General features: G+C 56.3%; 21 protein-coding genes. 7 read left to right on the top strand and 14 right to left on the bottom strand.

Translation table 11 applies throughout. From position 1 onward, the window contains the following. Positions 1-326: 326 nt before the first annotated feature. A complete protein-coding gene (locus MKFW12EY_RS19620) occupies positions 327-797 on the bottom strand; it encodes a hypothetical protein (protein ID WP_054763331.1) in 471 nt (156 codons plus the stop codon). Positions 798-1,155: 358 nt separating this feature from the next. On the opposite strand from MKFW12EY_RS19620, the gene MKFW12EY_RS19625 reads away from it, so the two are divergent. Continuing rightward, entirely contained in the window at positions 1,156-1,422 is a 267-nt protein-coding gene (locus tag MKFW12EY_RS19625) for a hypothetical protein (RefSeq protein WP_054763332.1), read from the top strand. A 94-nt stretch (positions 1,423-1,516) separates the two neighbouring features. On the opposite strand, the gene tadA is transcribed toward MKFW12EY_RS19625, so the two are convergent. From tadA to MKFW12EY_RS19645, 4 genes are all read right to left on the bottom strand, one after another. After that, positions 1,517-1,984: a tRNA adenosine(34) deaminase TadA gene (gene tadA / locus MKFW12EY_RS19630; protein WP_054763333.1), complete on the bottom strand. Its 468-nt coding sequence runs from the start codon at positions 1,982-1,984 to the stop codon at positions 1,517-1,519. A gap of 1 nt (position 1,985) precedes the next feature. Next, a complete protein-coding gene (locus tag MKFW12EY_RS19635) occupies positions 1,986-2,954 on the bottom strand; it encodes an L-threonylcarbamoyladenylate synthase (protein WP_064042828.1) in 969 nt (322 codons plus the stop codon). Positions 2,955-3,099: 145 nt separating this feature from the next. After that, on the bottom strand, positions 3,100-4,923 hold the full coding sequence (oadA, locus tag MKFW12EY_RS19640; protein WP_221053616.1) for a sodium-extruding oxaloacetate decarboxylase subunit alpha: 1,824 nt from the start codon (positions 4,921-4,923) through the stop codon (positions 3,100-3,102). A 15-nt stretch (positions 4,924-4,938) separates the two neighbouring features. Continuing rightward, complete coding sequence (locus tag MKFW12EY_RS19645) at positions 4,939-6,357, bottom strand: acetyl-CoA carboxylase biotin carboxylase subunit (RefSeq protein WP_054763438.1); 1,419 nt, start codon at positions 6,355-6,357, stop codon at positions 4,939-4,941. 366 nt (positions 6,358-6,723) lie between these two features. Between MKFW12EY_RS19645 and MKFW12EY_RS19650 the strand changes: the two genes are divergently transcribed. From MKFW12EY_RS19650 to MKFW12EY_RS19660, 3 genes are all read left to right on the top strand, one after another. Further along, on the top strand, positions 6,724-7,131 hold the full coding sequence (locus MKFW12EY_RS19650) for a hypothetical protein (protein WP_054763437.1): 408 nt from the start codon (positions 6,724-6,726) through the stop codon (positions 7,129-7,131). A gap of 252 nt (positions 7,132-7,383) precedes the next feature. Next, the gene (locus tag MKFW12EY_RS19655; protein ID WP_221053617.1) at positions 7,384-8,478 is read left to right on the top strand and encodes a GNAT family N-acetyltransferase; all 1,095 of its coding nucleotides are present in this window, start codon (positions 7,384-7,386) and stop codon (positions 8,476-8,478) included. Positions 8,479-8,514: 36 nt separating this feature from the next. Continuing rightward, positions 8,515-9,453 carry a glycosyltransferase family A protein gene (locus MKFW12EY_RS19660; protein WP_054763435.1) on the top strand — a complete coding sequence of 313 codons (939 nt, stop codon included), beginning with the start codon at positions 8,515-8,517 and terminating at the stop codon, positions 9,451-9,453. 18 nt (positions 9,454-9,471) lie between these two features. Here the strand turns inward: MKFW12EY_RS19660 and MKFW12EY_RS19665 are convergent, their stop codons facing one another. Next, complete coding sequence (locus tag MKFW12EY_RS19665) at positions 9,472-10,074, bottom strand: arylesterase (RefSeq protein ID WP_054763434.1); 603 nt, start codon at positions 10,072-10,074, stop codon at positions 9,472-9,474. Here MKFW12EY_RS19665 and MKFW12EY_RS19670 point away from each other — a divergent pair. The 3 genes from MKFW12EY_RS19670 (at position 10,073) to MKFW12EY_RS19680 (ending at position 14,279) form a co-directional block, all read left to right on the top strand. Continuing rightward, entirely contained in the window at positions 10,073-10,765 is a 693-nt protein-coding gene (locus tag MKFW12EY_RS19670; protein ID WP_221053618.1) for an ABC transporter ATP-binding protein, read from the top strand. The two genes, MKFW12EY_RS19665 and MKFW12EY_RS19670, sit on opposite strands and share 2 nt — an antisense overlap. Further along, on the top strand, positions 10,762-13,242 hold the full coding sequence (locus tag MKFW12EY_RS19675) for an ABC transporter permease (protein ID WP_221053619.1): 2,481 nt from the start codon (positions 10,762-10,764) through the stop codon (positions 13,240-13,242). The genes MKFW12EY_RS19670 and MKFW12EY_RS19675 overlap by 4 nt, the downstream gene beginning before the upstream one ends. A 338-nt stretch (positions 13,243-13,580) precedes the next feature. Next, positions 13,581-14,279 (top strand): DUF4145 domain-containing protein, encoded by a 699-nt coding sequence (locus tag MKFW12EY_RS19680; RefSeq protein WP_054761397.1) that lies wholly within the window; start codon positions 13,581-13,583, stop codon positions 14,277-14,279. A 257-nt stretch (positions 14,280-14,536) separates the two neighbouring features. On the opposite strand, the gene MKFW12EY_RS19685 is transcribed toward MKFW12EY_RS19680, so the two are convergent. From MKFW12EY_RS19685 to mgtE, 8 genes are all read right to left on the bottom strand, one after another. Next, the gene (locus tag MKFW12EY_RS19685; RefSeq protein WP_221053620.1) at positions 14,537-14,695 is read right to left on the bottom strand and encodes a hypothetical protein; all 159 of its coding nucleotides are present in this window, start codon (positions 14,693-14,695) and stop codon (positions 14,537-14,539) included. 402 nt (positions 14,696-15,097) lie between these two features. Beyond that, entirely contained in the window at positions 15,098-16,342 is a 1,245-nt protein-coding gene (locus tag MKFW12EY_RS19690) for a sialidase family protein (protein ID WP_221053621.1), read from the bottom strand. A gap of 233 nt (positions 16,343-16,575) precedes the next feature. Beyond that, the gene (locus tag MKFW12EY_RS19695) at positions 16,576-19,353 is read right to left on the bottom strand and encodes a glycosyltransferase (protein WP_064025706.1); all 2,778 of its coding nucleotides are present in this window, start codon (positions 19,351-19,353) and stop codon (positions 16,576-16,578) included. A gap of 308 nt (positions 19,354-19,661) precedes the next feature. Further along, positions 19,662-19,859 carry a winged helix-turn-helix domain-containing protein gene (locus tag MKFW12EY_RS19700; RefSeq protein WP_054761389.1) on the bottom strand — a complete coding sequence of 66 codons (198 nt, stop codon included), beginning with the start codon at positions 19,857-19,859 and terminating at the stop codon, positions 19,662-19,664. 90 nt (positions 19,860-19,949) lie between these two features. Then, positions 19,950-20,204, bottom strand: coding sequence for a cell division topological specificity factor MinE (minE, locus tag MKFW12EY_RS19705; protein WP_054761388.1), 255 nt, complete (start codon positions 20,202-20,204; stop codon positions 19,950-19,952). Continuing rightward, a complete protein-coding gene (gene minD / locus MKFW12EY_RS19710; RefSeq protein WP_054761387.1) occupies positions 20,204-21,016 on the bottom strand; it encodes a septum site-determining protein MinD in 813 nt (270 codons plus the stop codon). Before minD ends, minE begins: the two co-directional genes overlap by 1 nt. A 21-nt stretch (positions 21,017-21,037) precedes the next feature. Next, the gene (gene minC, locus MKFW12EY_RS19715) at positions 21,038-21,745 is read right to left on the bottom strand and encodes a septum site-determining protein MinC (protein ID WP_306306098.1); all 708 of its coding nucleotides are present in this window, start codon (positions 21,743-21,745) and stop codon (positions 21,038-21,040) included. Positions 21,746-21,849: 104 nt separating this feature from the next. Further along, positions 21,850-23,208: a magnesium transporter gene (gene mgtE, locus MKFW12EY_RS19720; protein ID WP_054761380.1), complete on the bottom strand. Its 1,359-nt coding sequence runs from the start codon at positions 23,206-23,208 to the stop codon at positions 21,850-21,852. Positions 23,209-23,241: the final 33 nt, after the last annotated feature.

Genomic DNA, 23,241 nt, shown 5'->3' on the forward strand with positions numbered 1-23,241 from the left:
CCATTAGCTTACGGTTCTCACTGCAATTTGCAACACACCGAGTCTTCATCGTATTGCCGAAAACCTCGCTTCGCACACATCTACAATCCCGCCCAGTGGAAATTACCGGCCATAAAGCCGATCTGCAAAGCAGCCGCCATTTTTCCGGCCGGGAAAAGCCGACGGCCCGGTCCCAGTGTTTGCCGAACAGCGGCTTGAACCCAAGCCCGCCCAGCATAAAGCAGGCAGTTCCGGCGCTCAAAAAAGCAGGCATTGTCATCGCGTGTCTTCTGAACGGTTGGCCGGCAGCGTTCCGGCGCCGCCGCAATGGCGCCTCGGCCGATTGGCTAATAATAGACCAGCGAAGCGGTGCAGTTCAGGTCCACATATCTCGACGCATTGACCACGCCTTTGGCCGGTTCGCCGCTAAACGGCGTGGCAACCCGAGTCAGAACCAATTGGCTGGAGAAGGCTTGCGGGGCGTCGCCCAGGGCGAATTGCGGGATCACCAGCGTTGCGTGCTCGATACGCAAATCCGGGATATGTTCCAAAGTGACTTCCCACAACTCGCCGATCAAGGTTGATTCCCGCGTAATATCGGCTTCCTTGAACGAGTATTTTTTCCGGCCCAGTTCCAAGTTCAGCACGGTCGCAGCCGGCAGGATGCCGACTTGCGCTTTGCTGCCGATGCTCAGCGTCAGATCGGCGCCACGGCCGGAACATTGGTAAAAGTTAGGTTGTTGTATCGCATTTGCGGTACCGGCTAATGCCGCCGATAACAAAACACCGGCGATCATCGTTGCGTATTTCGATTTCATGGCCTACTCCAAAATTTCAAGCGTTAAAAATCCGGATGCCGTTACAGCGCTGCGCCGTTAGCGAGCGAAAGTCGCCGGCGTCTAGCGAACCTTCTCGGTGGAGCCACAATAACGCCAAACCCTATCCGGCAACATCCTCCGCAAGTAGGGTAAATTGCAGCGAGCTGGTTTGAGAGTAACTGCGGCCATTCGAGCGTGTGCCGGTGCCGGCCGCGACAAGGTCCGCAACCACTAGCGACGCGTCTTTGGCCGCAGCGCGCAACACAGGCGGCAAGCGCCGATTGCCGGGAACTAAATCCCTAGCGCCCCAGTCGGCCATTGCGCCCGATACTGCTGCAGACAAACAGAGGTGACTACGATGAAAACCAATAACAACACACTGAAAATCATGGGCTTGGCTGTCTTGTTCGGACTCTGGCTGACGCCGGTCCGGGCCGAGCACGGCGAACATGCGGCGGCAAAAACGCCGCCCCCGCCCGAAGAAGAAGTCGAATACGAGTTCTACGATTACCATGCCGGCATCACCTACACCGGCACCTTACAGAATTATTTATTCCGCCATTCGGAAAAAACCCAGCATCCGCAGGAGCAGACCTATCCGGAGCTGGAGTACCATGACCGGTAACGGGCAACTACAGCCGCGCTGCGGCATGAGGGAGGCTGATGCTATCTTGGGTTAACCTTTCCCGCGGCGGTTTCGGGCACCGCTCGTACAAGGCTTAGCTGGATTTTTTAGCGCGTTCGCGGCGAGCCTTGAAGAAATCGCCGAGCAAGGCGGCACAATCGGCTTGCAGTACGCCGCCGGTCCATTCCACTTTATGGTTTAAAAAGGCGGCATCGCTCAGTTGCAGCGCATGGCAGACCGCGCCGCGCTTGGGATCGTAGGCACCGAACACCAAGCGTTTGATGCGGGCATGGGCTATCGCACCCATGCACATCACGCAGGGCTCCAAGGTCACATAGAGCGTGGTGTCGATCAGCCGATAGTTGTGCAAGACTTGGCCGGCCTTGCGCAACGCGACGATTTCGGCGTGGGCGCTGGGGTCGTGGGTTTGAATCGGCTGGTTCCAAGCTTCGGCGATGCAGCGGCCTTCGAGTACCAGCAATGCCCCAACCGGCACTTCCCCCTGATCCTCGGCGCGCTGGGCCAAACGGATGGCGTGGCGCATCCATTCCGCGTCGGTCATCTCAAACCGTGGCTTTGTTCAAGCGGTCGTTGACCGCGGCCCAGGCTTCGGTCTCGGGCGGCTGTTCGATCAGAATGGTGTCCAGTTCCAGATTGTCCAGCGCCCGCAGCGAGCTATACAGGGCCGGTTCATAAAGCTCGGCATCGGCCGGCAGCCGGAGAATATGCAGGCAAGGAATTTCGGCAATCTCGGCGCTGAATGCCAATATGCCGATATGTTGGCCTTTGGCGCAGAGATCGTCGGCCATCGCAATCAAGGTATCGGCCGGACAGAGAAAGGCCATCGTGTTCGGCGCGTAGTGCACCGCCATCATGCCCGGCGCGCGTATCTTGGTTTGCGGCGACAGCCGAATATCGGCATGCAACACCGCCTTGAGCTGGCTGCGGGTGATACGGCCAGGCCGAAGAATGGTCGGCACGTCGTCACTAAGATCGATGATGGTCGATTCGACTCCCACCGCACAGGGACCGCCGTCCAGAATGCAGGCCACACTGTCGTCCAGTTCTTCGGCGACGTGCAGGGCTTCGGTAGGGCTGATGCGGCCGAACCGGTTGGCGGACGGCGCGGCAACGCCGCCACCGAACGCCTGCAGCAACCGTAACGCCACCGGGTTGGCCGGCACCCGCAAACCGACCGTGTCCTGGCCGCCGGTGACTGCCAGCGTTACCGAGTCGCGTTTTTTCAAAATCATCGTCAGCGGGCCGGGCCAAAACTTTTCCGCCAAGCGCCAAGCAGCCTCGGGCACCTGATCGGCCCAATCGGCAATTTGCCCGGCGCCGGCAATATGCACAATCAACGGGTGGTCGGCCGGCCGGCCCTTGGCCGCGAAAATTTTCGCCACCGCCTCCGGATTGGACGCATCCGCGCCCAGGCCGTAAACGGTTTCAGTCGGAAAGGCGACGAGCTGACCGCCGCGCAGTAAGTCGGCGGCGTGCTGGATGGATGCTTCGGTGACGGGGGTTGGTTTCACGGATAGAGCCGGACGAAAGGTCGAATTCAAAAAAGAGGGCTGGCCAATCGCTTACCTTGGCCGACGCGCTGCACACCTCGCCGATAAAGTTTATCGGCGATTCGGCAAAGCGCGTTATTTTACCTTTCGTCTTGCCGCTTTTCTCTCAATTTATTTCCACCAACACCTCGTTGGGGTTAACCGCATCGCCTTTGGCGACGTAAATGGCTTTAACCACGCCGGCAATCGGCGCGGTGATTTCGGTCTCCATTTTCATCGCTTCGGTGACCAGCAAGGCCTGACCGGCGTTGACTTTCTGGCCTTCCTTGACCAGCACGTCGATGATGTTGCACGGCATGCTGGTCACCACATCGCCCGGCTCGCTGGGCCGGCGGCGCTTGCTGGCGATTGCGCTTTGCACCGCGCCATGGGCGCCGCCGTCCAGTACGATTTCGTCCAAGGTCTCGATGACGATTTCTTCCGGCATGCCGTCCACGGTGAAGTAAAAATGCCGCAGGCTTTGGTTTTTCGGGCCGGCGCCGGTAACTTTGACGTGGTATTGCTCGCCGTGCAGCGCCACGTTGAATTCGGTCGGGGCTTTTTTGACCTCGCCCGGTTTAGGCGCAGCCTCCAATTCCAACGGCTCCGGCACTAGATTATCGTTCGAACGCAATTCCAGGAATTGTTTGCCGATTTCCGGAAACATCGCGTAACTCAGTACGTCCTCGTCGTTCAACGCCAGATGGGCGATTTCGCCACGAAGATGCTCGAACTCGGGCTTGAGCAAATCGGCCGGCCGGCATTCGATGATTTCCTCTTTACCGACCGCCTTGGCCAGCAATTGCGGATTAACCGGCGCCGGCGCCTTGCCGTAGCCGCCGTGCAGGTAGCGTTTAACCTCGTTGCTGATGGTCTCGTAACGCTTGCCGATCAGCACGTTCAACACCGCCTGGGTGCCGACGATTTGCGAGGTCGGCGTCACCAGCGGCGGATAACCCAAGTCTTTGCGCACTTCCGGGATTTCCCGATAAACCTCGTCGATCCGATCCAAGGCGTTGCGCTCTTTTAGCTGGTTGGCCAGATTGGAGATCATGCCGCCCGGCACTTGAAAGATATGCACGCGGGTGTCGATGCCGGTGAAGGCGCTTTCGAAGCGTTGGTATTTTTTGCGGACTTCGGCGAAATAATCGTTTGCCGCCTGCAATTTATCCAAGTCCAAACCGGTGTCGTATTCGGTACCGCGCAATGCGGTGACCAGGCTTTCGGTCGGCGGATGGCTGGTGCCGCCGGCCCACGACGACAGCGCGGTATCGACGTGCTCGCAACCGGCTTCGATAGCCTTGATCTGGCACATCTCCGCCAAGCCGGCCGTGGCATGGCAATGCAGATGCAACGGCAAATCGACGGCGTCTTTCAGAGCTTTGACCAGTTCGCCGGCAATATAAGGCGTCAACAAACCGGCCATGTCCTTGATCGCAATCGAATTACAGCCCAGGTTGGCCAAACCTTTACCCAATTTAATGAAACTGGCGATGTCGTGTACCGGACTGGTGGTATAGCAAATCGTGCCCTGGGCGTGTTTGCCTGCTGCGCGGGTGGCTTCGATGGCGGTTTCCAGATTACGGATGTCGTTCAGGGCGTCGAAGATGCGGAATACGTCCATGCCGTTGCGGGCGGCGGTCTCGACGAACTTACGCACCACGTCGTCGGAATAGTGCCGATAACCGAGCAGGTTTTGGCCGCGCAGCAGCATCTGCAATTTGGTATTGGGTAGGGCTGCTTTCAGTTTGCTCAAGCGCTCCCAAGGGTCTTCTTTCAAGAAGCGCAAGCAGGCGTCGAAGGTGGCGCCGCCCCAGCATTCCAACGACCAATAGCCGATGTCGTCCAGCATCGCGCAAGCCGGCAACATGTCTTCGGTGCGCATCCGGGTGGCGATCAGCGACTGGTGGGCGTCGCGCAGAATAACGTCGGTTACATACACTTTGCTCATGAGAGTTTCCTTGGCTTAGAGGCCGGTATGGGAAGCGACAACGGCCGCCAGCACGCTGGCCAGAATTTCCGGGCGCGGTTTGTTGGAGTAATTGATCAAATCGGGATTGGCTTCGACGAAACCGGTGTTGAAGCGGCCGCGGCGGAAATCGGGGTGCGCCAGTATCCGCAGGTAATAGGGAATCGTGGTTTTGATGCCGAACAAACCCATGTCCTTCAAGGCCCGCTCGCCGCGATTGATCGCATCTTCCCAGGTCATCGCGCTGACGATGACTTTGGCCAGCATCGAATCGTAAAACGGCGGCACTTCGTAGCCGGTATAAATCGCGGTGTCGGTACGCACGCCGGGGCCGCCGGGTGCGTAGTAACGGGAAATGTGGCCGAAGCTGGGCAGGAAATTGTTTTTCGGGTCCTCGGCGTTGACCCGAAACTGGATTGCATAACCGCGTCTGACGATTTCTTCCTGCTTGAAACGTAGCGGCAGACCGGCGGCGACCCGAATCTGTTCTTCGACGATGTCGACGCCGGTAATCGTTTCGGTGATCGTGTGTTCGACCTGCACGCGGGTATTCATTTCCATGAAATAAAAGCGGCCGTTGCTGTCCAGCAAAAACTCGACAGTACCAGCGTTGGTGTAACCGACCGCTTTGGCCGCCATCACCGCCAGACCGCCCAGGTACTGGCGCTGAGCTTCGTCCAGTTGCGGCGACGGGGCGATTTCGATCAGTTTCTGGTTGCGGCGCTGTACCGAACAATCGCGCTCGAATAAATGGATAGTGTTGCCGAATTGGTCGGCCAACACTTGCACCTCAATATGAATCGGATTGACGACGCATTTTTCCAGGAACACGTCGGCACTACCGAAGGCCTTGGTCGCTTCGGAAATGACGCGTTGATAATTTTGCCGCAACTCGTCGGGGTTATCGCAACGGCGGATGCCACGGCCGCCGCCGCCGGAGGTGGCTTTCAACATGATCGGGTAGCCGATCTGCTCGGCCACCTGCAAGGCCTGCTCGACATTTTCGAGGTTGCCGTCGGAACCGGGCGTCACCGGCAGCCCGGCGGCTTTCATCGCCGCCCGCGCTTCGGTCTTGTCGCCCATGCGCTGGATGACTTCCGCCGACGGCCCGATAAAGACTAATCCGCGCTCCTGACAGGCTTTGGCAAATTGGGCGTTTTCCGACAGGAAGCCGTAGCCCGGATGAATCGCATCGCAACCGGTGCGCAACGCCAAGTCGACCAAGCCGTAGATATTCAGGTAACCCGCCAACGGCTCGCTGCCGATGTAATAAGACTCGTCGGCCTTTTTGACGTGCAGGGCAAAGCGGTCGGCTTCGGAATAGATCGCTGCGGAACGGATGCCCATTTCGGCGCAGGCGCGAATGATGCGGACGGCAATCTCGCCGCGATTGGCGATCAGGATTTTGCGTAACATGATTTTTCCAATGCGGTTCCGGGACTGGATACTACTCTAACAACTTATCGATATCTTTCAACCTTAAAACCGCCGGGCGGCCCGACTTGACTGCGCTCCGCCAATCCGGCGGAAATCGGCGGGAAATGCCCCGGCATTTCGCCGAAAACAGGCATCGCCGAGCAGGTAACTTGCTGCGTTAGCGACAATTTGTCAGCAGTGCGTGTCGATATCCGGACAGTAACGCCGGACAGGCTTGGAAAATCCATCCGAATCAAACTATTGCAATTGGCATATATAATGCTATCCTGATATTGCACAGGATGCCTGAGCCTAGCGCTCAGGGTTGTCACCTCTAAATTAATCACCGATTTTCGAGGTTTTATTATGGAAAAACACAAAGCGCTATTTCTCGTTTTGCTATCGCTCTGCCTGTCCGGACTTGCGGTTTTATCATCGCAAGCTGTCGCAGCAACCGCCGAACACCGATCCGATCCGGCCGCTAATCCCGCTCTGCAATTACCGGCAGCGTTCTCTTGGCGCGAGACCGTACTGAGCCTTGCCGAGCACGCCGAACGCGGCGCCAGTGCCGCAGTCCGCGAAACCTTGACCGGCCTACAACACTGGCTGGATTTCGGCATGCAGGCCGGATTTTTCGGCTGGATCGGCGCACCTTCGTTGCTCGAAGCGTTGCCGCTGCAAAATCCGGAAACCGCGTTGCCCGGTGCGGTGTGGCTGCTACTGGGCGGCCTGTTAGGCGTTTTAAGCCGAAAAAAACGCCGCTTGGTTGCTTAAATTTCTGCCCTTCTCCCGTTACCGGCCGGATAACTTCCGCCGGTAACGAATCTTTTCGGTGGCTTCCGCCCCAACCCGGATCAGACAAGTCCACCACCGGCGCCACACCGCCCAACGCGCGTTAGCCGACCTCAAAATTAATCGCCATCACCAATTTGGCAGGCGTCGCATTTTGGCTAATAATTGCCGGAAGCTATTGCAGCCGGTTTGCGTTTAGAACGGCTTGTTTGCCATAAACTTCAGGAATCGCCCATGCCAGAGACCGTAACCGATACTGCAGACCCATTTCAATTTCGCACCCTGCAACCGGAGGACATCGGCGAATGCATTCGGATCGCAATCGCGAATTTCGACGAATTTCGCGACCACCCGCAATACATAAGCCAATGGTTCGAGCGGCGCATCGTGCATAACCCCTGGCAAAGCTCGCTGCCCGGCCCGGGCGTCGGCGTCTGGCACGGTTCGCGCCTAATAGGTTTTAGAGCCATGTTTGCTCAGCCTTGGTGGTTGAACGGAAAATCCACCGTAATTGCCTTCTGCGCGAACACCAGTGTCGATCAGCAATATCGAGGAAAGGGACTGGCAACGCAATTAATTTCCGAAACCAAAAATTTTTCGGCGATTACCGGCAGCGTAACCGCGGGCGACATTACCCAAAAAGCTTACCGGAAATTGGATTACCTGCCGATCGGCGGCGAGAGCAACGACTTCTTTCGCCTGCGCATCGGTTATCGCGGCTCCTGGGAAAAACGGGTCGGCAAAACGATGGGCCGCATTCTGGGCGGCGCCTTCGATCTCGGTTTAAGCTGGCGCGACCGGAAATTGTACCGCCACGAATTCGTTTTGGAAGAGACAGGTCATTGCGGAGCCGAGTTCGATTCGCTTTGGGATAGTGCAAAAGCGGCTTACCCGTCGTGCCTGGAGCGAAGCAGTCGCTACCTGAACTGGCGCCTGTTCGAATTCCCAACCTGCCCGTTACAATTACTGGCGCTACGCGACAGTAACGGAGAGTTGCGCGCTTATGCCATCTGGCACCGGCAAAGCTTTGCCGACTCGGTCAGCATGGCAGTGCTGCGCGACGTATTTTATCTGCCGCAAGACGAGCCGGCCATCCGCGGCTTGCTGTACCATGTCTTCGCTTACTGGCGAAAAAACGGCATCAGTTGGGGGAACTTGGAAGTGGCTACACCGCGTTTAACCGCGTTGTTCAAAGAATTAGGCTACGAAGCGCTGGGCTCTCACGGCAACCGCTACCAAATATACAGCAACCCGCCGTTGCCCGACGCGGTGTTATCCGAGTGGTACCGGAGCGGCATCGACGGCGACTATTTCGACCATCCGTTATAGCCCGCTGCGACTGCCGCCTAACCTGTCTGGAAATATATGTTGAACGCTTCCGTCATTATCAGTACGCGCAACCGGGCGCACATCCTGCCGCGCTTATTCGATGCGCTTGCCGACATGCGTTTAGCTGCGAATACAAGCTGGGAGTTGCTGCTGATCGACAATGGCAGCACCGACGACACTGCGCAAGTGGTCGCAGACGAAGCGGCGGCCGGCCGTTTGCCGTTGATGATGCTGTCGGAACCCATTCCCGGTAAATCCAGAGCGTTAAACCGGGCCATGCGCGCAGCCCGCGGCGAGCTGCTGGTGTTTACCGACGACGATGTCGAACCTAGCCCTGCCTGGCTGCAGGCCTATATCGATGCAGCAGCACAGCATCCCGAATTTGACGGTTTTGCCGGAAAAGTTTTACCGAAATGGTTGGGACAGATTCCGGATTGGCTGCATACCGAAGGGCCTTTTGCGCTACCGCGCGGCATCACCAACACGCGGGATTTTGGCGACGCTCAAGGCGTGTTGGCTATTGACGTGATTCCGGGCGGCGTCAACACGGCCCTCCGGTCCGGCGCGGCCGCCAGAAACGGTTGGTTTCGAGAAGACCTGGGGCCCGGTACAACGATTCCGTTTACCGAAGATACCGACTACATGCGCCGTTACCGCGCAGGCGGCGGCACTTTTTGGTATGTGCCGGACGCTTTATTATTCCATTGCAACATTCCTGAGCGGATGACCAAAGACTATGTCCGACACTGGATGCACGAGGTTGCCCGCTGTCAGATTCTCGCCTTCGGCAAGAAACCGGCCGGCAAATGCTTGGCCGGAGTACCGCTGTATTTGTGGCGGCAATGGATCGCTCGCGGCCTGTGCAGTTGCCTGGAACCTAGACCGGACCAAAGGCTGCAATTGCAAATGAAATGGCGCTTTACGGCCGGAGAGATTCGCGGATACCGGGAGTTACAGGCTATCGGCAACAAATAAACTGCCGCCCGGACGCACTCACTTCAACTGAAACTGCAAGTGCTTCCACATCTTGTCGGCGAGAATCGGCTGCGCCAGCGCATTGGGGTGTATGCCGTCCTGTTGCATCAACTCAGGCCGTAACACGATGTCCTCCAGAAGAAAGGGGACGTAGGATATCTTGAACTCTTGCGCCAGTTCCGGGTAAATGTCGTAAAACATCTCCACGTAGCGTTTGCCGTAGTTGGGCGGAATTTTCATCGCCAGCAGAATCACTTTGGCTCCGGCTTGCAGCGACTTTCCTATGATAGCCGCCAAATTGGCCTCCATTTCCTCCGGCGACAACCCGCGCAGTCCGTCGTTCGCGCCCAACTCCAGCAGCAAAATGTCGGGCTTGTGGTTGACCAATATCGGCGGCAAACGAGCTAAGCCGCCGGCGGTGGTATCGCCGCTGATACTTTCGTTGTAGATCGTATAGTCGAAGCCGCGCGCGGCGATTTTTTTTTGCAACAAGGCCACCCAACCTTGCTGAACTTCGATACCGTAGCCGGCACTAATACTGTCTCCAAGCACGACGATCGATTTGGCCGACGCGCAAATGGGCAAAACACTCAATACTAAGGCAAGGACTACGCTATACATGATAAACACTCATTCCAATCAACCCGCTTCCGCCATTATCAGCGCCCGTAAATTAGGCAAAGCGGTTCCAACATCCGAAGGCACCCTGCATATCTTGGCATCGGTCGATCTAATCATCAAGCGCGGCGAGAGCGTCGCCATCGTCGGCGAATCCGGCTCGGGCAAATCCACCTTGCTCAGCCTACTGGCCGGCCTGGACACTCCGAGCACCGGCTCGGTCGAAATCGACGGCCGCGACTTGAACCGCTTGAATGAAGACGGCCGGGCTTCACTACGCAACGAATTGGTCGGCTTCGTATTCCAGTCGTTTCAATTACTGCCCGGTTTAACGGCGCTTGAGAACGTGATGCTGCCGCTGGAACTGAGCGGCGTGGCCGACGCCGAGCAAGCGGCGCGGGCACTGTTGCAACGCGTCGGCCTGGCTCAACGCCTGCAACACACGCCGCGGCAGCTTTCCGGCGGCGAACAACAGCGCGTGGCCTTGGCTCGCGCCTTCGTCAGCCGGCCGGCAATTTTGTTCGCCGACGAACCCACCGGCAATCTGGACCGGAAAACCGGCGCTAACGTCGTCGACCTGTTATTCGAACTGAACCAGGAACAAGCTACCACGCTGATTCTGGTCACTCACGACATGTCTTTGGCCGCCCGCTGCCAACGCACCATCCGCCTGGAAGCCGGGAGCATCGTATGACGCGCTTCCGCCTCTCGCTGAAATTGTTATGGCGCGACGCCCGCTCCGGCGAACTAACCTTACTGGCCCTGGCGCTACTGATTGCCGTGGGCGGCACAACCTCGATCTCCCTGTTCGCCGACCGGCTGCAGCGCACGATGAATTTGCAGGCTGCGGAATTTCTGGCCGGCGATTTGGTTTTGGCCGGACCGGCACCGGCCAATCCGCAATGGTTGGCCAAAGCGAACGCATATGCCCTGAGCGGCTCGCAAACCGTCGAGTTCCCGAGCATGTTGCTGGAGAACGGCGAAATGTTACTGGCCTCGGTCAAGGCCGTCAGCGACAGCTATCCGTTGCGCGGCAAGCTCAAGACTCGCGACGCCGACCTGCAGGATGAAGCCGTTGCCAGTCGCGGCCCGACAGCCGGCGAAGCCTGGGTCGACAAACGCCTGTTGCCGGCTCTGAAATTGAAACTGAACGACACGCTGACCGTCGGCGAAAAAGCGCTGAAAGTGACCCGACTAATCAGTTACGAACCGGACAAACGCGGCGATTTTTACAGCTTCTCGCCGCGCGTCATGATGCATCTGGACGATTTGGCCGCCGCCGGCGTGGTCCAACCCGGCAGCCGGGTGCATTACGCGTATCAGTTCCGCGGCGACGAAAACGCATTGGCTGAATTCAAAGCCTGGTTGCAACCGAATTTGAATCCTTCCCAGAAAATTCTGGACATCCAACGCGACCGGCCCGAGCTGGGTTCGGCATTGCAGCGGGCGGAGCGCTATCTGGGCTTGGCCAGCGTCGTCGTCACGCTGATTGCCGGCGTCGCAATCGCAATGGCCACTCGCCGTTACAGCGAGCGCCATTTCAACGCCACCGCCTTACTGCGCTGTCTGGGCTGCACCCAAACGGAAATCGTTCGGCTCTACGCCGCCCAATTTCTGGTGCTGGGCCTGGTAGTCAGCGCAGCAGGCTGCGCTTTGGGCTGGCTGGCGCAATACGGCTTGTTTCAACTATTGAAAAACCTGTTGCCGGAAACATTGGCCAATCCCGGCGGCCTGGCAGTCGTGTACGGCCTTGCCACCGGATTGGCCATCTTATGGGGTTTTGCCCTGCCGCCATTGTTGCGCTTGCAAGGCGTGCCGCCGCTACGCGTGTTGCGCCGCGAACTGGAACCCTTGCCCAGCAGCGGCTGGCTGGTCTACGGCTTGGCGGCAACCGTAGTCGCCGGGTTGATCTGGCGTTATACCGACGATCCGAAACTGACCGGCGCAATCATCGGCACCGGATTGGTCGTGTTGCTGACATTGGGGCTGGCGATTCACACCGTTTTGCAGTTATCGCGCCGGCTATTGCCCCGCCTCGGCCTACACTGGCGTTTCGGCTTGCGCGGCTTGTTGCGCGACAGCCGCGCCGGTGTCGGCCAGATTTTGGCTTTCGGCATCACGCTGACCGCAATGGCTTTAAGTTTCAGCGTGCGCGGCCACTTATTGGACGATTGGCGCCGGCAACTACCCGAGCATGCGCCCAACCATTTTGCGATTAACATCCTGCCGTCGTCGTTGGCGGATTTTCAAAGCGATCTAAATCGGGAGCAAATTCCGGACAGCCGTTTTTATCCGGTGGTCCGCGGCCGTTTAGTGGCAATCAACGGCGAAGCCGTACAAGGCCGAGTCAGTAAAGACAGCCAAGGCGAAGCCGCCACGCAGCGGGAACTGAGCCTGACCTGGTCAGACCGGTTTCCGGATGACAACCAGGTTATCGACGGCGGAGCCTGGCAGGTGGATAGTCCCGGCCAGGTATCGGTGGAAAAAAAGTTGGCCGACAATTTGGGCATTCGTCCCGGCGACCAACTGGCATTTACTGTCGGAGACGCTCAACTGACGGCCACCGTCACTAATCTGCGCAGCGTGCAATGGGATACGATGCGTCCCAACTTTTACATGATTTTTTCGCCGGGGACCTTGGCCGGCTTTCCGACCACCTACATGACCAGTTTTTATCTGGCGGAAGCGCAAAAAAATCTGTTGCCGCCGCTATTAAAAAAATATCCGGCGGTAACGGTGCTGGAAGTCGACCAGATTCTGCAACAATTCCGCACCATATTGGCCCAATTGACCGCGGCGATTAACCTGATCTTGTATTTCGCGCTGGCGGCCGGTTTTAGCGTTTTGTTCGCCGCCGTTTATTCGACCTTGGACCAGCGGATTTACGAAGGCGCATTGTTGCGCACCTTGGGCGCGCGCCGCCGATTTTTAAGAATGGCGCATTTAATCGAATTCGGCGTGCTGGGTCTGGCGGCCGGGCTGTTGGCAACGGTGGCGGCCGAATCGATCTTATATATGTTGTATACCCGTGTGATGCAAATCGACTATCAACCGCATGTTTATCTGTGGCTGGCCTTACCGGCCGCCGGCGTTGCCGGCGTAACGCTGGCCGGCTACTGGGGAGTGCGCCACGTGGTCAGGCAGGCGCCGTTACGCGTATTGCGCCGCTGACCGGCGTATTGAGGTCGGATTGGTCGGGCAGATCAACCGGACGCAGCCCACCATCCATTCCAATCGAAAACCACCACAGGTTAGGACATGCTTACGCTAGTGTTGAATGAGAGTTTTTGGAAGGAATGAAATGGCGGCATCGACCCGTTGCGGTCTATCGCCTAACTTGATTCAATGGAAACGATTAGGTCATTAGCCTGCATAATAGACGATCACCGATGTTATACCGAAATAAAAACCTCATGTTAATCAAACAATTACCGTGTATAAGTACATTAATGAGAGGATATACTGTTAACAGCTTAATAACTTCCTAGGGACTTCAAAGGAACAACCATATGGCCTCCGACTATTCATGGACCTGCCCATATTGCAGACAAGTGGCGACCATAACGGTCGAGAACACAAGTGCCGCCTTGCACGCTTTCAATCAAAAAAACAAACTGGGGCAGCTCGCCATTCACACCTACGTGACGGTCTTTCCCAATAGCAAGTGCAAGGAATTCACCATTAAGGCAGGGCTATATATGGCCGAGCTGCACAACGGCTGGCGGGCAGTTGGCAAACCGATTCTGAGTTGGAATCTCAAACCACAGTCCGAAGCAAAACCATTCCCGGATTACATTCCACTACCGATTTTGCAGGACTATGAAGAAGCTTGCTTGATCGCCGGCCTCAGCCCAAAGGCATCAGCAACACTTTCCCGTCGTTGCCTACAGGGAATAATTCGCGATTTTTGGGGCATAAGCAAATCGCGGCTCGTTGATGAAATAAACGCACTCACCGGTCAGATTGATGCTTCGACATGGAAGGCAATTGATTCCGTTCGAGGCATCGGGAACATTGGTGCCCACATGGAAAAAGACATCAACCTAATCGTTGATGTCGAACCCGAAGAAGCAGAACTTCTTCTCAGATTGATCGAAGTCTTGCTTGAAGAGTGGTACATCCGTCGGTACGAACGTGAAGAGCACATGCAGAAAGTCATCGCTGCGGCGCAAGCAAAAGCCATCGCCAAGAATGTCAACAATCCCTAACCCTACGGTCAACCGGAATGCTAACAGCTGCGCTGTTGGTTCCCTCCGCGCCGCGCCCCGGCGTCCGGTTTCCTTAACGTTATATGGGCAATTTATGACATAAACCGACCATTCAGAAATCAACTTGGAAGGTCAGAAATTGGCCGATCTGCACCACTGGCGGTTTCGATTGCAATACCCGTTGGTTTTGAAACTGGAATCGGTGGCCGATTTCATCGGAATGCGCCGCCGGCTTCTGCGTTAGCAGCGGAGTCGGGTCAGAAGGAGATCAGCGACAAATTTAAAACGATACAAACGGCATTGGACAACGCGCCGTAAATCGCCAGCGAACTATTTAACTTGGTTTTAACCATCGCAAATAGCGCCATACAAAGCCCGCCGATATCCAATGCCAAAAACACGATAACGAAAATCATAACCCCGTCGAACAGATTCGTTCCGGGCGACGAGGCGGCGACAGTGGCAGGCATTAAAATCAATAACCAAACGGCGCAACTCGAAGCCGAGATGATCAATGAAGCTCGGGCAAAGCCGTAGCTGCGGCGCCGGCTTTGCCGGCGATCTCCGCCCGGCCATTGCGATATCGGCTGGTTCAATTCATGCTCCCTGTGTCAGAAATTGTATCGGGACGACACGATAAGCCAAAATCTATCCGGCGGGCCATTTCGAAACGTAGGATTTGTCCGACACAGCACAAAAAACCTCGCATCGGCCGAAAACAGGCCCGGCCAAGCGCTGCGGCGGCATTCCCGCCGGCACCGCCATCGCCTGCGCCACGAAGCACGCCGATTCGGACTGCCCCCTTGGCAGATCGACGCTTAAAGCGCCCGAAACCTGTAGCCGCCGGCGGTTTGCCATGACAAATAAATTTTGCCGCCATGGCTCAACAAAAAGGCATCGTCGGCCGCGACCAGACTCGATTCCGCAGTTTCGGGTTCAGACCAGCGGCTACCGCCGTCGTCCGACTGGATCAATTTGACCAGATTATGGCTGCCGTCGAACTCGGACCAGACCACTACCACTCGTTGGCCCTCCGCCAAAACCTGGGGATGTTTGGCCCCGGGATTGCCGAAGCTGTGCGGGGCAGAAAATCCGGCCGCCGCATCCGACGCATGCCCGTAAAACAAACCTTGCCGGTCGGGCGCACCACTGAACCAAACGCCATGCACGCGCCCGTCGTCAGCGATCGACAACCCCGGCCCGTGATGCGGGCAGGCATCGATTTGCCAATTCTCGCTGCTGACCCGCTGCGCCGGCCCGGGCGTATTCCAGTCGCGGAATCGGGATAGCGCGTGGTCGCGAATGTTGCCGTCGTAAACATGCCGCCACATCACGACCGGCAAATTGTTTTGATCTATTTCGACGCCCAAGCGGCAACATTCGCAACTGTGCGGGGCGACGATTCGGTTGGGGTGGAAGCTCGCGCCTCCGTCGCCGGACCAAGCGTAATACACTGCAGTACCGTTAAACTCCTGCTTGGCGACTTTGGCCTTTTCCTTATCGCGTGCGTCCAGCCAGGCGATAAATACTTCGCCGTTTTTACCCACGGCCAAAGCATCGAAGCGATGGCTGATAACGTCGAGGTTATCGTTCACCGTTACCGGCCGGGAAAAGCTCTTGCCGCCGTCGGTGGAGCGGCTGAAACGGATATGGCCGGTGTGGCGTTTTTCCAGACTTTGCGTCCAAGTCAGGTAGATATTGCCCTCCGGGCCGATTTTGATTTTCGGCCGGTATTCGCCGTGGGCGGCAACTGCCTCGGCCTCGGCATTGACCATGACCGGTGTGGAAAAATGCCGACCGGCGTCATCCGACGCTTGCAGATAAATATGCTGTTGCTGCACCCACACAATCCAGAGTTTGCCGTTATGGTCGAAGCTGGCGGTAACGGTATCCGAGCAGTTTATCTGCGGCAAAGCTTGCGGACTGGCGCAATCGGCTGCGCTCACCGCAGCTTGCTGCGGCAAGGCGGAAGGCCGGCTCTGATCGAGCGGGACGGGATCGGTCGCACAAGCCGTGACGAATAAAGTTCCGATTACGGCCGAAAAAAGCTTGGATAGTTTCATAGGTCATCCGGCAGGTTGAAAGGTTACGGCCGGTTTGCGCCGTAAGCGTTGAATTGTTGGTTTGGACGATTAGCGCCTGCGTAAGCGCAGCGCGCGAATCGGGCGTCATGATACTGAAAAATCGCGGCTACGGAAGCCGATTTCGAGCGCCCCGCCCCGCCGCTGCCGATCGCGCATAAAAAAGCCCCGGCCGTTGCCGGCCGAGGCTGCGCGTGCTCACTGGCTAAAAACCGCTATTCCGCATCCAATTCGTCGGCCGACAGTTTTTTTCCGGGAAAATAATTGGGCGCAACGCTGATCAAAATCGTGACGAAAGTAGCGATGTAAGGCACGGACTGTACCGCCAATACCGCAACCCATAACCGGCCGCTCAAATTATCGAAATATTCGATGGAGCGCATGGCGACGATACCGGCAACCAGCAGCGTCAGCAACAGCAGCTCTTGCCAGATGATCAGCAGACCGGCAACCAACGGACCTTGCTGTTCGTATTTCGGCGTACGCATGAAAGGCTTGCCGGACGTAAACAAGCCCTGCAACGTGCCGCGCGCCACGGTATGGGTCAGCGACAGGCCGGCCAGAGCCGCGCCCAAGGCCTGCAACATCGAACAAGCCACCCGCGCCTTGTACAACCATAAACCACGCACGATCTTGAAGGCGAACAAGCCTATCGTCGGCAGCAGGAAGGCGTTTACCGGCAACTCGCTGTGCTTGGGATCGGCGACGATCAAAGCTGTCAAAATCAAACTGGTGCCGGTAAACAGCAAGGCCAACGCATCGGAAAACCACGGCAACCAACCCGCGACAAAGTAGTAGCGTTGCGCCGACGTCAGCGAAGACCTCTTGTTAGGCAGGAAATGCCGCCAATGCTTTTTGATGATCTGCATCGCGCCGTACACCCAACGGAAGCGTTGCGTCATATAGCCGGAGAAGGTATCCGGCATCAAACCGCGGCCGAACGATTCTTTGCAATACACCGAATCGTAACCGGCCTCGTACAAGCGCAGACCCAACTCGCTATCCTCGCAAATACACCATTCGCCCCACGGGCCGACTTTTTCGAATGCCGATTTGCGCACCATCGTCATCGTGCCGTGCTGGATGATGGCATTGTATTCGTTACGCTGCACCATGCCGATGTTGAAGAAACCGGCATACTCCCAGTAACACATGTTTTTGAACGAACCTTGGTGGGCGTCGCGGTAGTCTTGGGGCGACTGGACGAAGCCGACATTTTCCTGATCGAAGTAAGGCACCATGGCTTTCAGCCAATCCGGCGACAAAATGTAATCGCTATCGATGACCGCGATAATTTCGGCGTCCTCTGCGGTATTTTCCAGCGCATAGTTGATCGCGCCGGCTTTGTACCCGGGCCAGTTATCCAAATGGAAGAAACGGAACTTCTCGCCCAAGCGGTCGCAATCGTCGCGCACCGGCTGCCATACGGCCGGGTCCTTGGTGTTGTTGTCCATTACCAAGACTTCGTAATTGGGGTAGTCGACCTTGGCCAGGGCATTCAAGGTCTTGCGTACCATTTCCGGCGGCTCGTTATGAATCGGCAGATGGATCGAGACTTTCGGGTAACGGAAATCGGCCGACGGCGTCAACGGCTGGAAGGTGCGGCGGCCTTTTCTGTGCCAAATGACTTCCGCTATTTCCAAGCTTTCGGTCAATAGCACCAAAATCGCCATGGCCTGCATCATCAACAATATCGCCCAAAACACCACGGAAAAACCGGTTTGGTATTGGGCGGCGGCAATCGAGGCCGACCAGAACAACACCGAGGCCGCCAAGTTGGCGACGATGCCGAAAAAGAATTTACCGGGCAGTTTCAAGCTTTTCCGCGTGAACAGGAAAGCCGCCATCAGAATGATACTGAGTATGGCCGCGCCGCTGGCCCAGTTACGCCAGGTCGGATTGGCCAACACGTCGCCTTCCATCGGAAATTTGGGCTGGCGGTCGGCATTGAACAAGCCCCAGTAAGCGCCGGCGGTACCTTCCAGCTTGATTTTCCAAGGTTGGTCGAAGGCCTCGACCACGTAGTAAATCACGTTCTCGGCGGTGGCTCGGTTCAGGAATTCGCGTAAAAACTTGGCCTGATTCGCCAGCGATGCGGTAGCGGCTTTTTGCGGCGGACCGTCTGAAGGCCAACCCACCTCGGTAATGACGATGGTTTTATCGGGATACAGTTTTTGCAATTCGTAATAGCGTTTGAACACGTATTCGACGGCGGTATCGCCTGCCGCGCCCTGGGGCAGTTCGACCGGAATGCCTTCCCAATAAGGCAGGATATGCACCGCGATATAGTCTACTTCGGCAGCCAATTCCGGATGGTCCACCCAAATATCCCAGGTCTCGGCGGTGCTGACCGGCTTCCAGGTGCGCTTTTTGACTTCGCGGATATATTCGATCAGCTCGTTGGCTTTATTGGTAACTTGAAGATTGATCTCGGCCTTAATTTTGTCCTGCAGTTCCTGCTCGGACATCTGGCCGGCAAACTCGTCGCGCACGCGTTTGGCAACCGGCTCGCTGACCTTGTTTCGGACCCGCAACAGCGATTCGTTGCCCACCAGCGTCCGAATGATCGTTTTCGGATATTGGTTGGCCAGATTGATCAGACTCTCGACTTCGCGCTGGTTCTTATCCAACCGTTTTTGCCGGTTCTCCTCGCTTTCTTCGTCCTCGACCAAATCCACCCAGCAGCCCATCGCCAGATTCAACGCGCTTTTCGCGGTCAGTTCCGGCACGACTTCCATCCCTTCCAGGGCGGTATAGGTCCTGATCGAATGCGCCTTACCCGACAACAGCTCGACATCGGCCTGGATTTGTTCGCGGGTCGGGAATATGCTGTCCTGCGGATTGAAATCGCGCTGTTTGGGGTTGAACGTCACCCCCATCATCGTGTCGCTCCAGGAAGGCAACTTTAACGGGTTATTGATGTATGACCAGATACCGAGGTTGATCAGCACCAACAATACCAAGGTGAAAAATGTGGCAATTTTGGCTTTCATTTCGACAGAAAGACTCCGCGTTAGTAGGTTTTATTGTGTATTTTTATAGTTATTACGGCGTTACAAGCCAATCCTTCGGCGGATTAATCTCGTTTGCTGTGTCGTATCTGATTGCGACGAGGCGCAAAGGCGTCCAGTCAAGATGCGGGCCACACATTCCAGTCAGGCAACAAACTTACCTACAAAATATAGCGGCATTTGGAATACCCGCCTGAGACCGAGCCCTTGACAACCAATAACCGTAGTTTCCAGCGGCATTGAAAGCTGTCTCGCTTAGCCCTGTCTTAAGCGGGTATGCGGGAAAACTTTTATTTCAACGAAAGGGTTTCGACGCGTCCTTTCATTTCGATATTCAGTTTATCTTCTTTAGCCAACCAACCGATCGCCCGCTGCACTTCGTTTTTGCCCAGGCCGGTTTCGGTTGTAATCTTATTCACGCTGGCTTCGCCATTCGCGTTCAGAAATTGCCAGATTGCTCCGGCCGCTTCGCCAATTGTATCTACCATTTCAACTCCTTATCATTTGCACAACAAAAAAATCGGCGGCTTTTCTCCGGCTAAAACGCCGCGAAAGCCCTGTTAAACAAGCAAACGCAACTAACGCTCGTCAGGCAACACAATGTTCAATTCCAGTGTTTCCTGATTACCGTCTTGCTCGAAATTGACGGTAATAGCATCCTGCCCGACATTCACATATTTTTGGATTACTGCCAATAGTTCTTTTTGTAGTTCTGGCAAATAAGAAGGCTGGTTGCGCGAGGCTCGCTCGTGCGCCACCAGAATTTGCAGCCGCTCCTTGGCCAAAGACGCCGTATTGGTCTTCGACGATCTGAAGTAATCTAAGAGACTCATCACTTGCTCCCGAACAGCTTGCTAAACAAGCCCTTCTTCTCTTCCTCGATAAAACGGTGCGGCCTGTTTTCGCCCAAATAGCGGGCAACGATATCGGCGTAGGCTTGGCCGGCATCGCTTTGCTCATCCAATATGACCGGGGTGCCGGAGTTGGAAGCGTTCAACACCGATTTCGATTCCGGAATGACGCCCAGCAGGTGTAGCGACAAAATCTCCTGTACGTCGTCGACGCTCAACATTTCGCCCAGCTTAACCCGATCCGGTGCGTAACGGGTCAGCAGCAGATATTCCTTGATCGGTTCTTCGCCCTTTTCGGCGCGGCGGGATTTGCTGGCCAAGATACCTAACATCCGATCCGAATCCCGAACCGAAGACACTTCCGGATTGGTTACGACGAACGCGTCGTCGGCGAAGTACATGGCAAGTGTAGCACCGCGCTCGATTCCGGCCGGCGAGTCGCAAACGATATATTTGAAATCTTTGGACAGCTCTTCAAGAATCTTGCCGACGCCTTCGGTCGTCAGCGCATCTTTGTCGCGGGTCTGCGAGGCCGGCAGAATGTACAACTGTTCGCAGCGCTTATCCTTGATCAAGGCCTGGTTCAGAGTCGCTTCATTATTGATAACATTGACCAAATCGTAAACCACGCGGCGTTCGCAACCCATGATCAGGTCGAGGTTACGCAGTCCCACATCGAAATCGATCACGGCAGTCTTGTGCCCCCGCTTCGCCAAGCCCATCGCGATCGCGGCACTGGTCGTGGTCTTGCCCACGCCACCTTTTCCCGATGTTACTACGATTATTCTGGCCAAAATTATTCCTCCAAGAAAAGCTTAAAACTCTTTAATGATCAGCGCTTGATTGTCCAGACTGATCTGCAACGGCTTATGCGCCGGATATTTGCTCAAATCTTCGCTCAGTTGGTAAATCCCGGCGATTGAGATCAATTCGGCTTGTAGATCGGAGCAGAAGATACGGGCCGAAGTATCGCCCAACACGCCTGCCAGAGCTCTGCCACGCAGCGAACCGTAAATGTGGATATTACCTTCGGCCATGATTTCGGCGCCGGCACTGACGGTGGCGGTAACGATCAAATCCCCTTTCGCATATACCCGCTGCCCGGAGCGGACCGGTTGCGTGACCAGTTTGTTTTCCAGCGTCTGGTTTTGTTGTTTCGGCGCTTCGACGACCGGCGGCGGCAACGTTTTTGCAGAGGGCTTACTGGCGGCGAGCGGAGCATTGGCGCCATGCAGGGAATAATTCGGCAGATTCATCTCCAGGGCGTCGTCGCTTTGCTTTTGGCTACCGCCGCGAATACCGATCGGCATGAAGCCGTGCTTACGCACTAATGCAACGATTTCAGAGAAATCCAGATCGAGATTTTGCGCGTTCAGTTTCTGCAAATCGATCAACAAAGGCGAGTTTTTGAAAAACTCGGGAGCTTGCGCGACTTTTTCCTGCAATTGCTGATCGATCAGGACCAAGTCGTTACCGGCTAGCAGCAATACCGGCACCGTCAGCGACGTGCTTTTGAACTCCAAAGCTGTTTTTTGCGTAATAGGTGCGCCGGTCGACATTTATTTTGGAAAATAAGCTGCTGTACGCCCGGAATACTACCATTTTCCGTAACAAAAAGCACAAACCCTTAAAGGAGAAACAAAGTCGCCAAACCCAAAAAGGCCATAAAACCAACCACATCGGTGACGGTGGTCAGCAATACGCCGCCGGCCAAGGCTGGGTCGATCCCCATCTTGTCCAACAACACCGGTATCGCGACTCCGGACAACGCAGCGCAAACCAGATTGATCAACATCGCCACGCCCAACAAAATACCGATATCCGGCCGGTGGAACCACATGCCGGCAACCACCGCAACGACGCCAGCCCACAACAAACCATTCAGCAATCCGACCGAAATTTCCTTCCACAACAACCGGCCGGCATTACTGCCGCTGACTTGGCGCAAGGCCAAGCCTCTGACCACCAAAGTCAGGGTCTGGCTACCGGCGATACCACCCATACTGGCGACAATCGGCATCAGCACCGCCAGCGCGACAATCTGTTGGATTGCGTCTTCAAACAAATCGATTACCGAGGCCGCCAAAAACGCCGTCAGTAAGTTTACGCCCAACCACAATGCGCGACGTTTGGCACTACTGACCACCGGCGCAAACATATCTTGCTCTTCGCTCAAACCGGCCATGCTCATCAGCGAATGGTCCGCTTCGTCCCTGATCAAACCGATAACGTCTTCGACCGTGATCCGGCCAACCACCCGGCCGTCGTCCGCCAACACCGGCGCGGATAGCAATTTGCGCCGCTCGAACATTCCGGCCACCTCTCGGCTCGGCAACCGGTAGGGAATACCGGCAATACGCGTGTCCATCACCGCAGCCACTTTGGTGTGCGGATCGTGGCTCAATAATTGGCTGAGGGGCAATACTCCCTGAAAATGCTCCTTGCGGTCGACAACGATCAGACTGTCGGTATTGGCCGGAATATTGCCGCGCAATCGCAAGTAACGCGACACGACATCGAGCGTAACATCGGCGCGTATTGTCAGCACATCGTCGGACATGATGCCGCCGGCGGTATGTTCGCCGTAGCTCAAGGCTTTTTCGATCCGGTTGCGGTTATGTACGCCGATCGATTCCATGACTTGCGATAGCAGCGGCTCGGGCAACACGTGCAACAGATCGACCATGCCGTCGGCACCCATCGACTCGGTGGCGGCAATCAAGTCTTTGCGATCGGTGATTTTCAACAGCGCGGCGCCGACTTCGACGTTCACTTCGACCAGAATCTGGCCGATCACGCCGGGCGGGATCATCGACCATAATTTTGCCCGCCGCTCGGGGTCTAAGGCTTCGAGAATATGCGCGGCTTCCGCCGGGTAAAGCGAACGCACCAGATTTCTGACGTCGATTTGCGAGCCATTGGTCAAAACCTCTAGCGCCCTGTCCAATAAAGATTCCGCGTTTTCGAGCTTCGCTGCTGATGTCATAGGTATAAAACCAAAAAAGGGCCGGTGGCCGGG

The organism is Methylomonas koyamae (assembly GCF_019669905.1).
GTDB classification, from domain to species: domain Bacteria; phylum Pseudomonadota; class Gammaproteobacteria; order Methylococcales; family Methylomonadaceae; genus Methylomonas; species Methylomonas koyamae.

Coding starts and splice junctions, on each gene's coding strand:
- minE (WP_054761388.1), bottom strand. CDS start 20,204: ATGAGTCTCTTAGATTACTTCAGATCGTCGAAGACCAATACGGCGTCT.
- mgtE (WP_054761380.1), bottom strand. CDS start 23,208: ATGACATCAGCAGCGAAGCTCGAAAACGCGGAATCTTTATTGGACAGG.
- MKFW12EY_RS19655 (WP_221053617.1), top strand. CDS start 7,384: ATGCCAGAGACCGTAACCGATACTGCAGACCCATTTCAATTTCGCACC.
- MKFW12EY_RS19625 (WP_054763332.1), top strand. CDS start 1,156: ATGAAAACCAATAACAACACACTGAAAATCATGGGCTTGGCTGTCTTG.
- MKFW12EY_RS19690 (WP_221053621.1), bottom strand. CDS start 16,342: ATGAAACTATCCAAGCTTTTTTCGGCCGTAATCGGAACTTTATTCGTC.
- MKFW12EY_RS19695 (WP_064025706.1), bottom strand. CDS start 19,353: ATGAAAGCCAAAATTGCCACATTTTTCACCTTGGTATTGTTGGTGCTG.
- MKFW12EY_RS19660 (WP_054763435.1), top strand. CDS start 8,515: ATGTTGAACGCTTCCGTCATTATCAGTACGCGCAACCGGGCGCACATC.
- MKFW12EY_RS19670 (WP_221053618.1), top strand. CDS start 10,073: ATGATAAACACTCATTCCAATCAACCCGCTTCCGCCATTATCAGCGCC.
- MKFW12EY_RS19700 (WP_054761389.1), bottom strand. CDS start 19,859: ATGGTAGATACAATTGGCGAAGCGGCCGGAGCAATCTGGCAATTTCTG.
- MKFW12EY_RS19645 (WP_054763438.1), bottom strand. CDS start 6,357: ATGTTACGCAAAATCCTGATCGCCAATCGCGGCGAGATTGCCGTCCGC.
- oadA (WP_221053616.1), bottom strand. CDS start 4,923: ATGAGCAAAGTGTATGTAACCGACGTTATTCTGCGCGACGCCCACCAG.
- MKFW12EY_RS19650 (WP_054763437.1), top strand. CDS start 6,724: ATGGAAAAACACAAAGCGCTATTTCTCGTTTTGCTATCGCTCTGCCTG.
- MKFW12EY_RS19620 (WP_054763331.1), bottom strand. CDS start 797: ATGAAATCGAAATACGCAACGATGATCGCCGGTGTTTTGTTATCGGCG.
- MKFW12EY_RS19680 (WP_054761397.1), top strand. CDS start 13,581: ATGGCCTCCGACTATTCATGGACCTGCCCATATTGCAGACAAGTGGCG.
- MKFW12EY_RS19675 (WP_221053619.1), top strand. CDS start 10,762: ATGACGCGCTTCCGCCTCTCGCTGAAATTGTTATGGCGCGACGCCCGC.
- MKFW12EY_RS19665 (WP_054763434.1), bottom strand. CDS start 10,074: ATGTATAGCGTAGTCCTTGCCTTAGTATTGAGTGTTTTGCCCATTTGC.
- MKFW12EY_RS19685 (WP_221053620.1), bottom strand. CDS start 14,695: ATGATTTTCGTTATCGTGTTTTTGGCATTGGATATCGGCGGGCTTTGT.
- tadA (WP_054763333.1), bottom strand. CDS start 1,984: ATGACCGACGCGGAATGGATGCGCCACGCCATCCGTTTGGCCCAGCGC.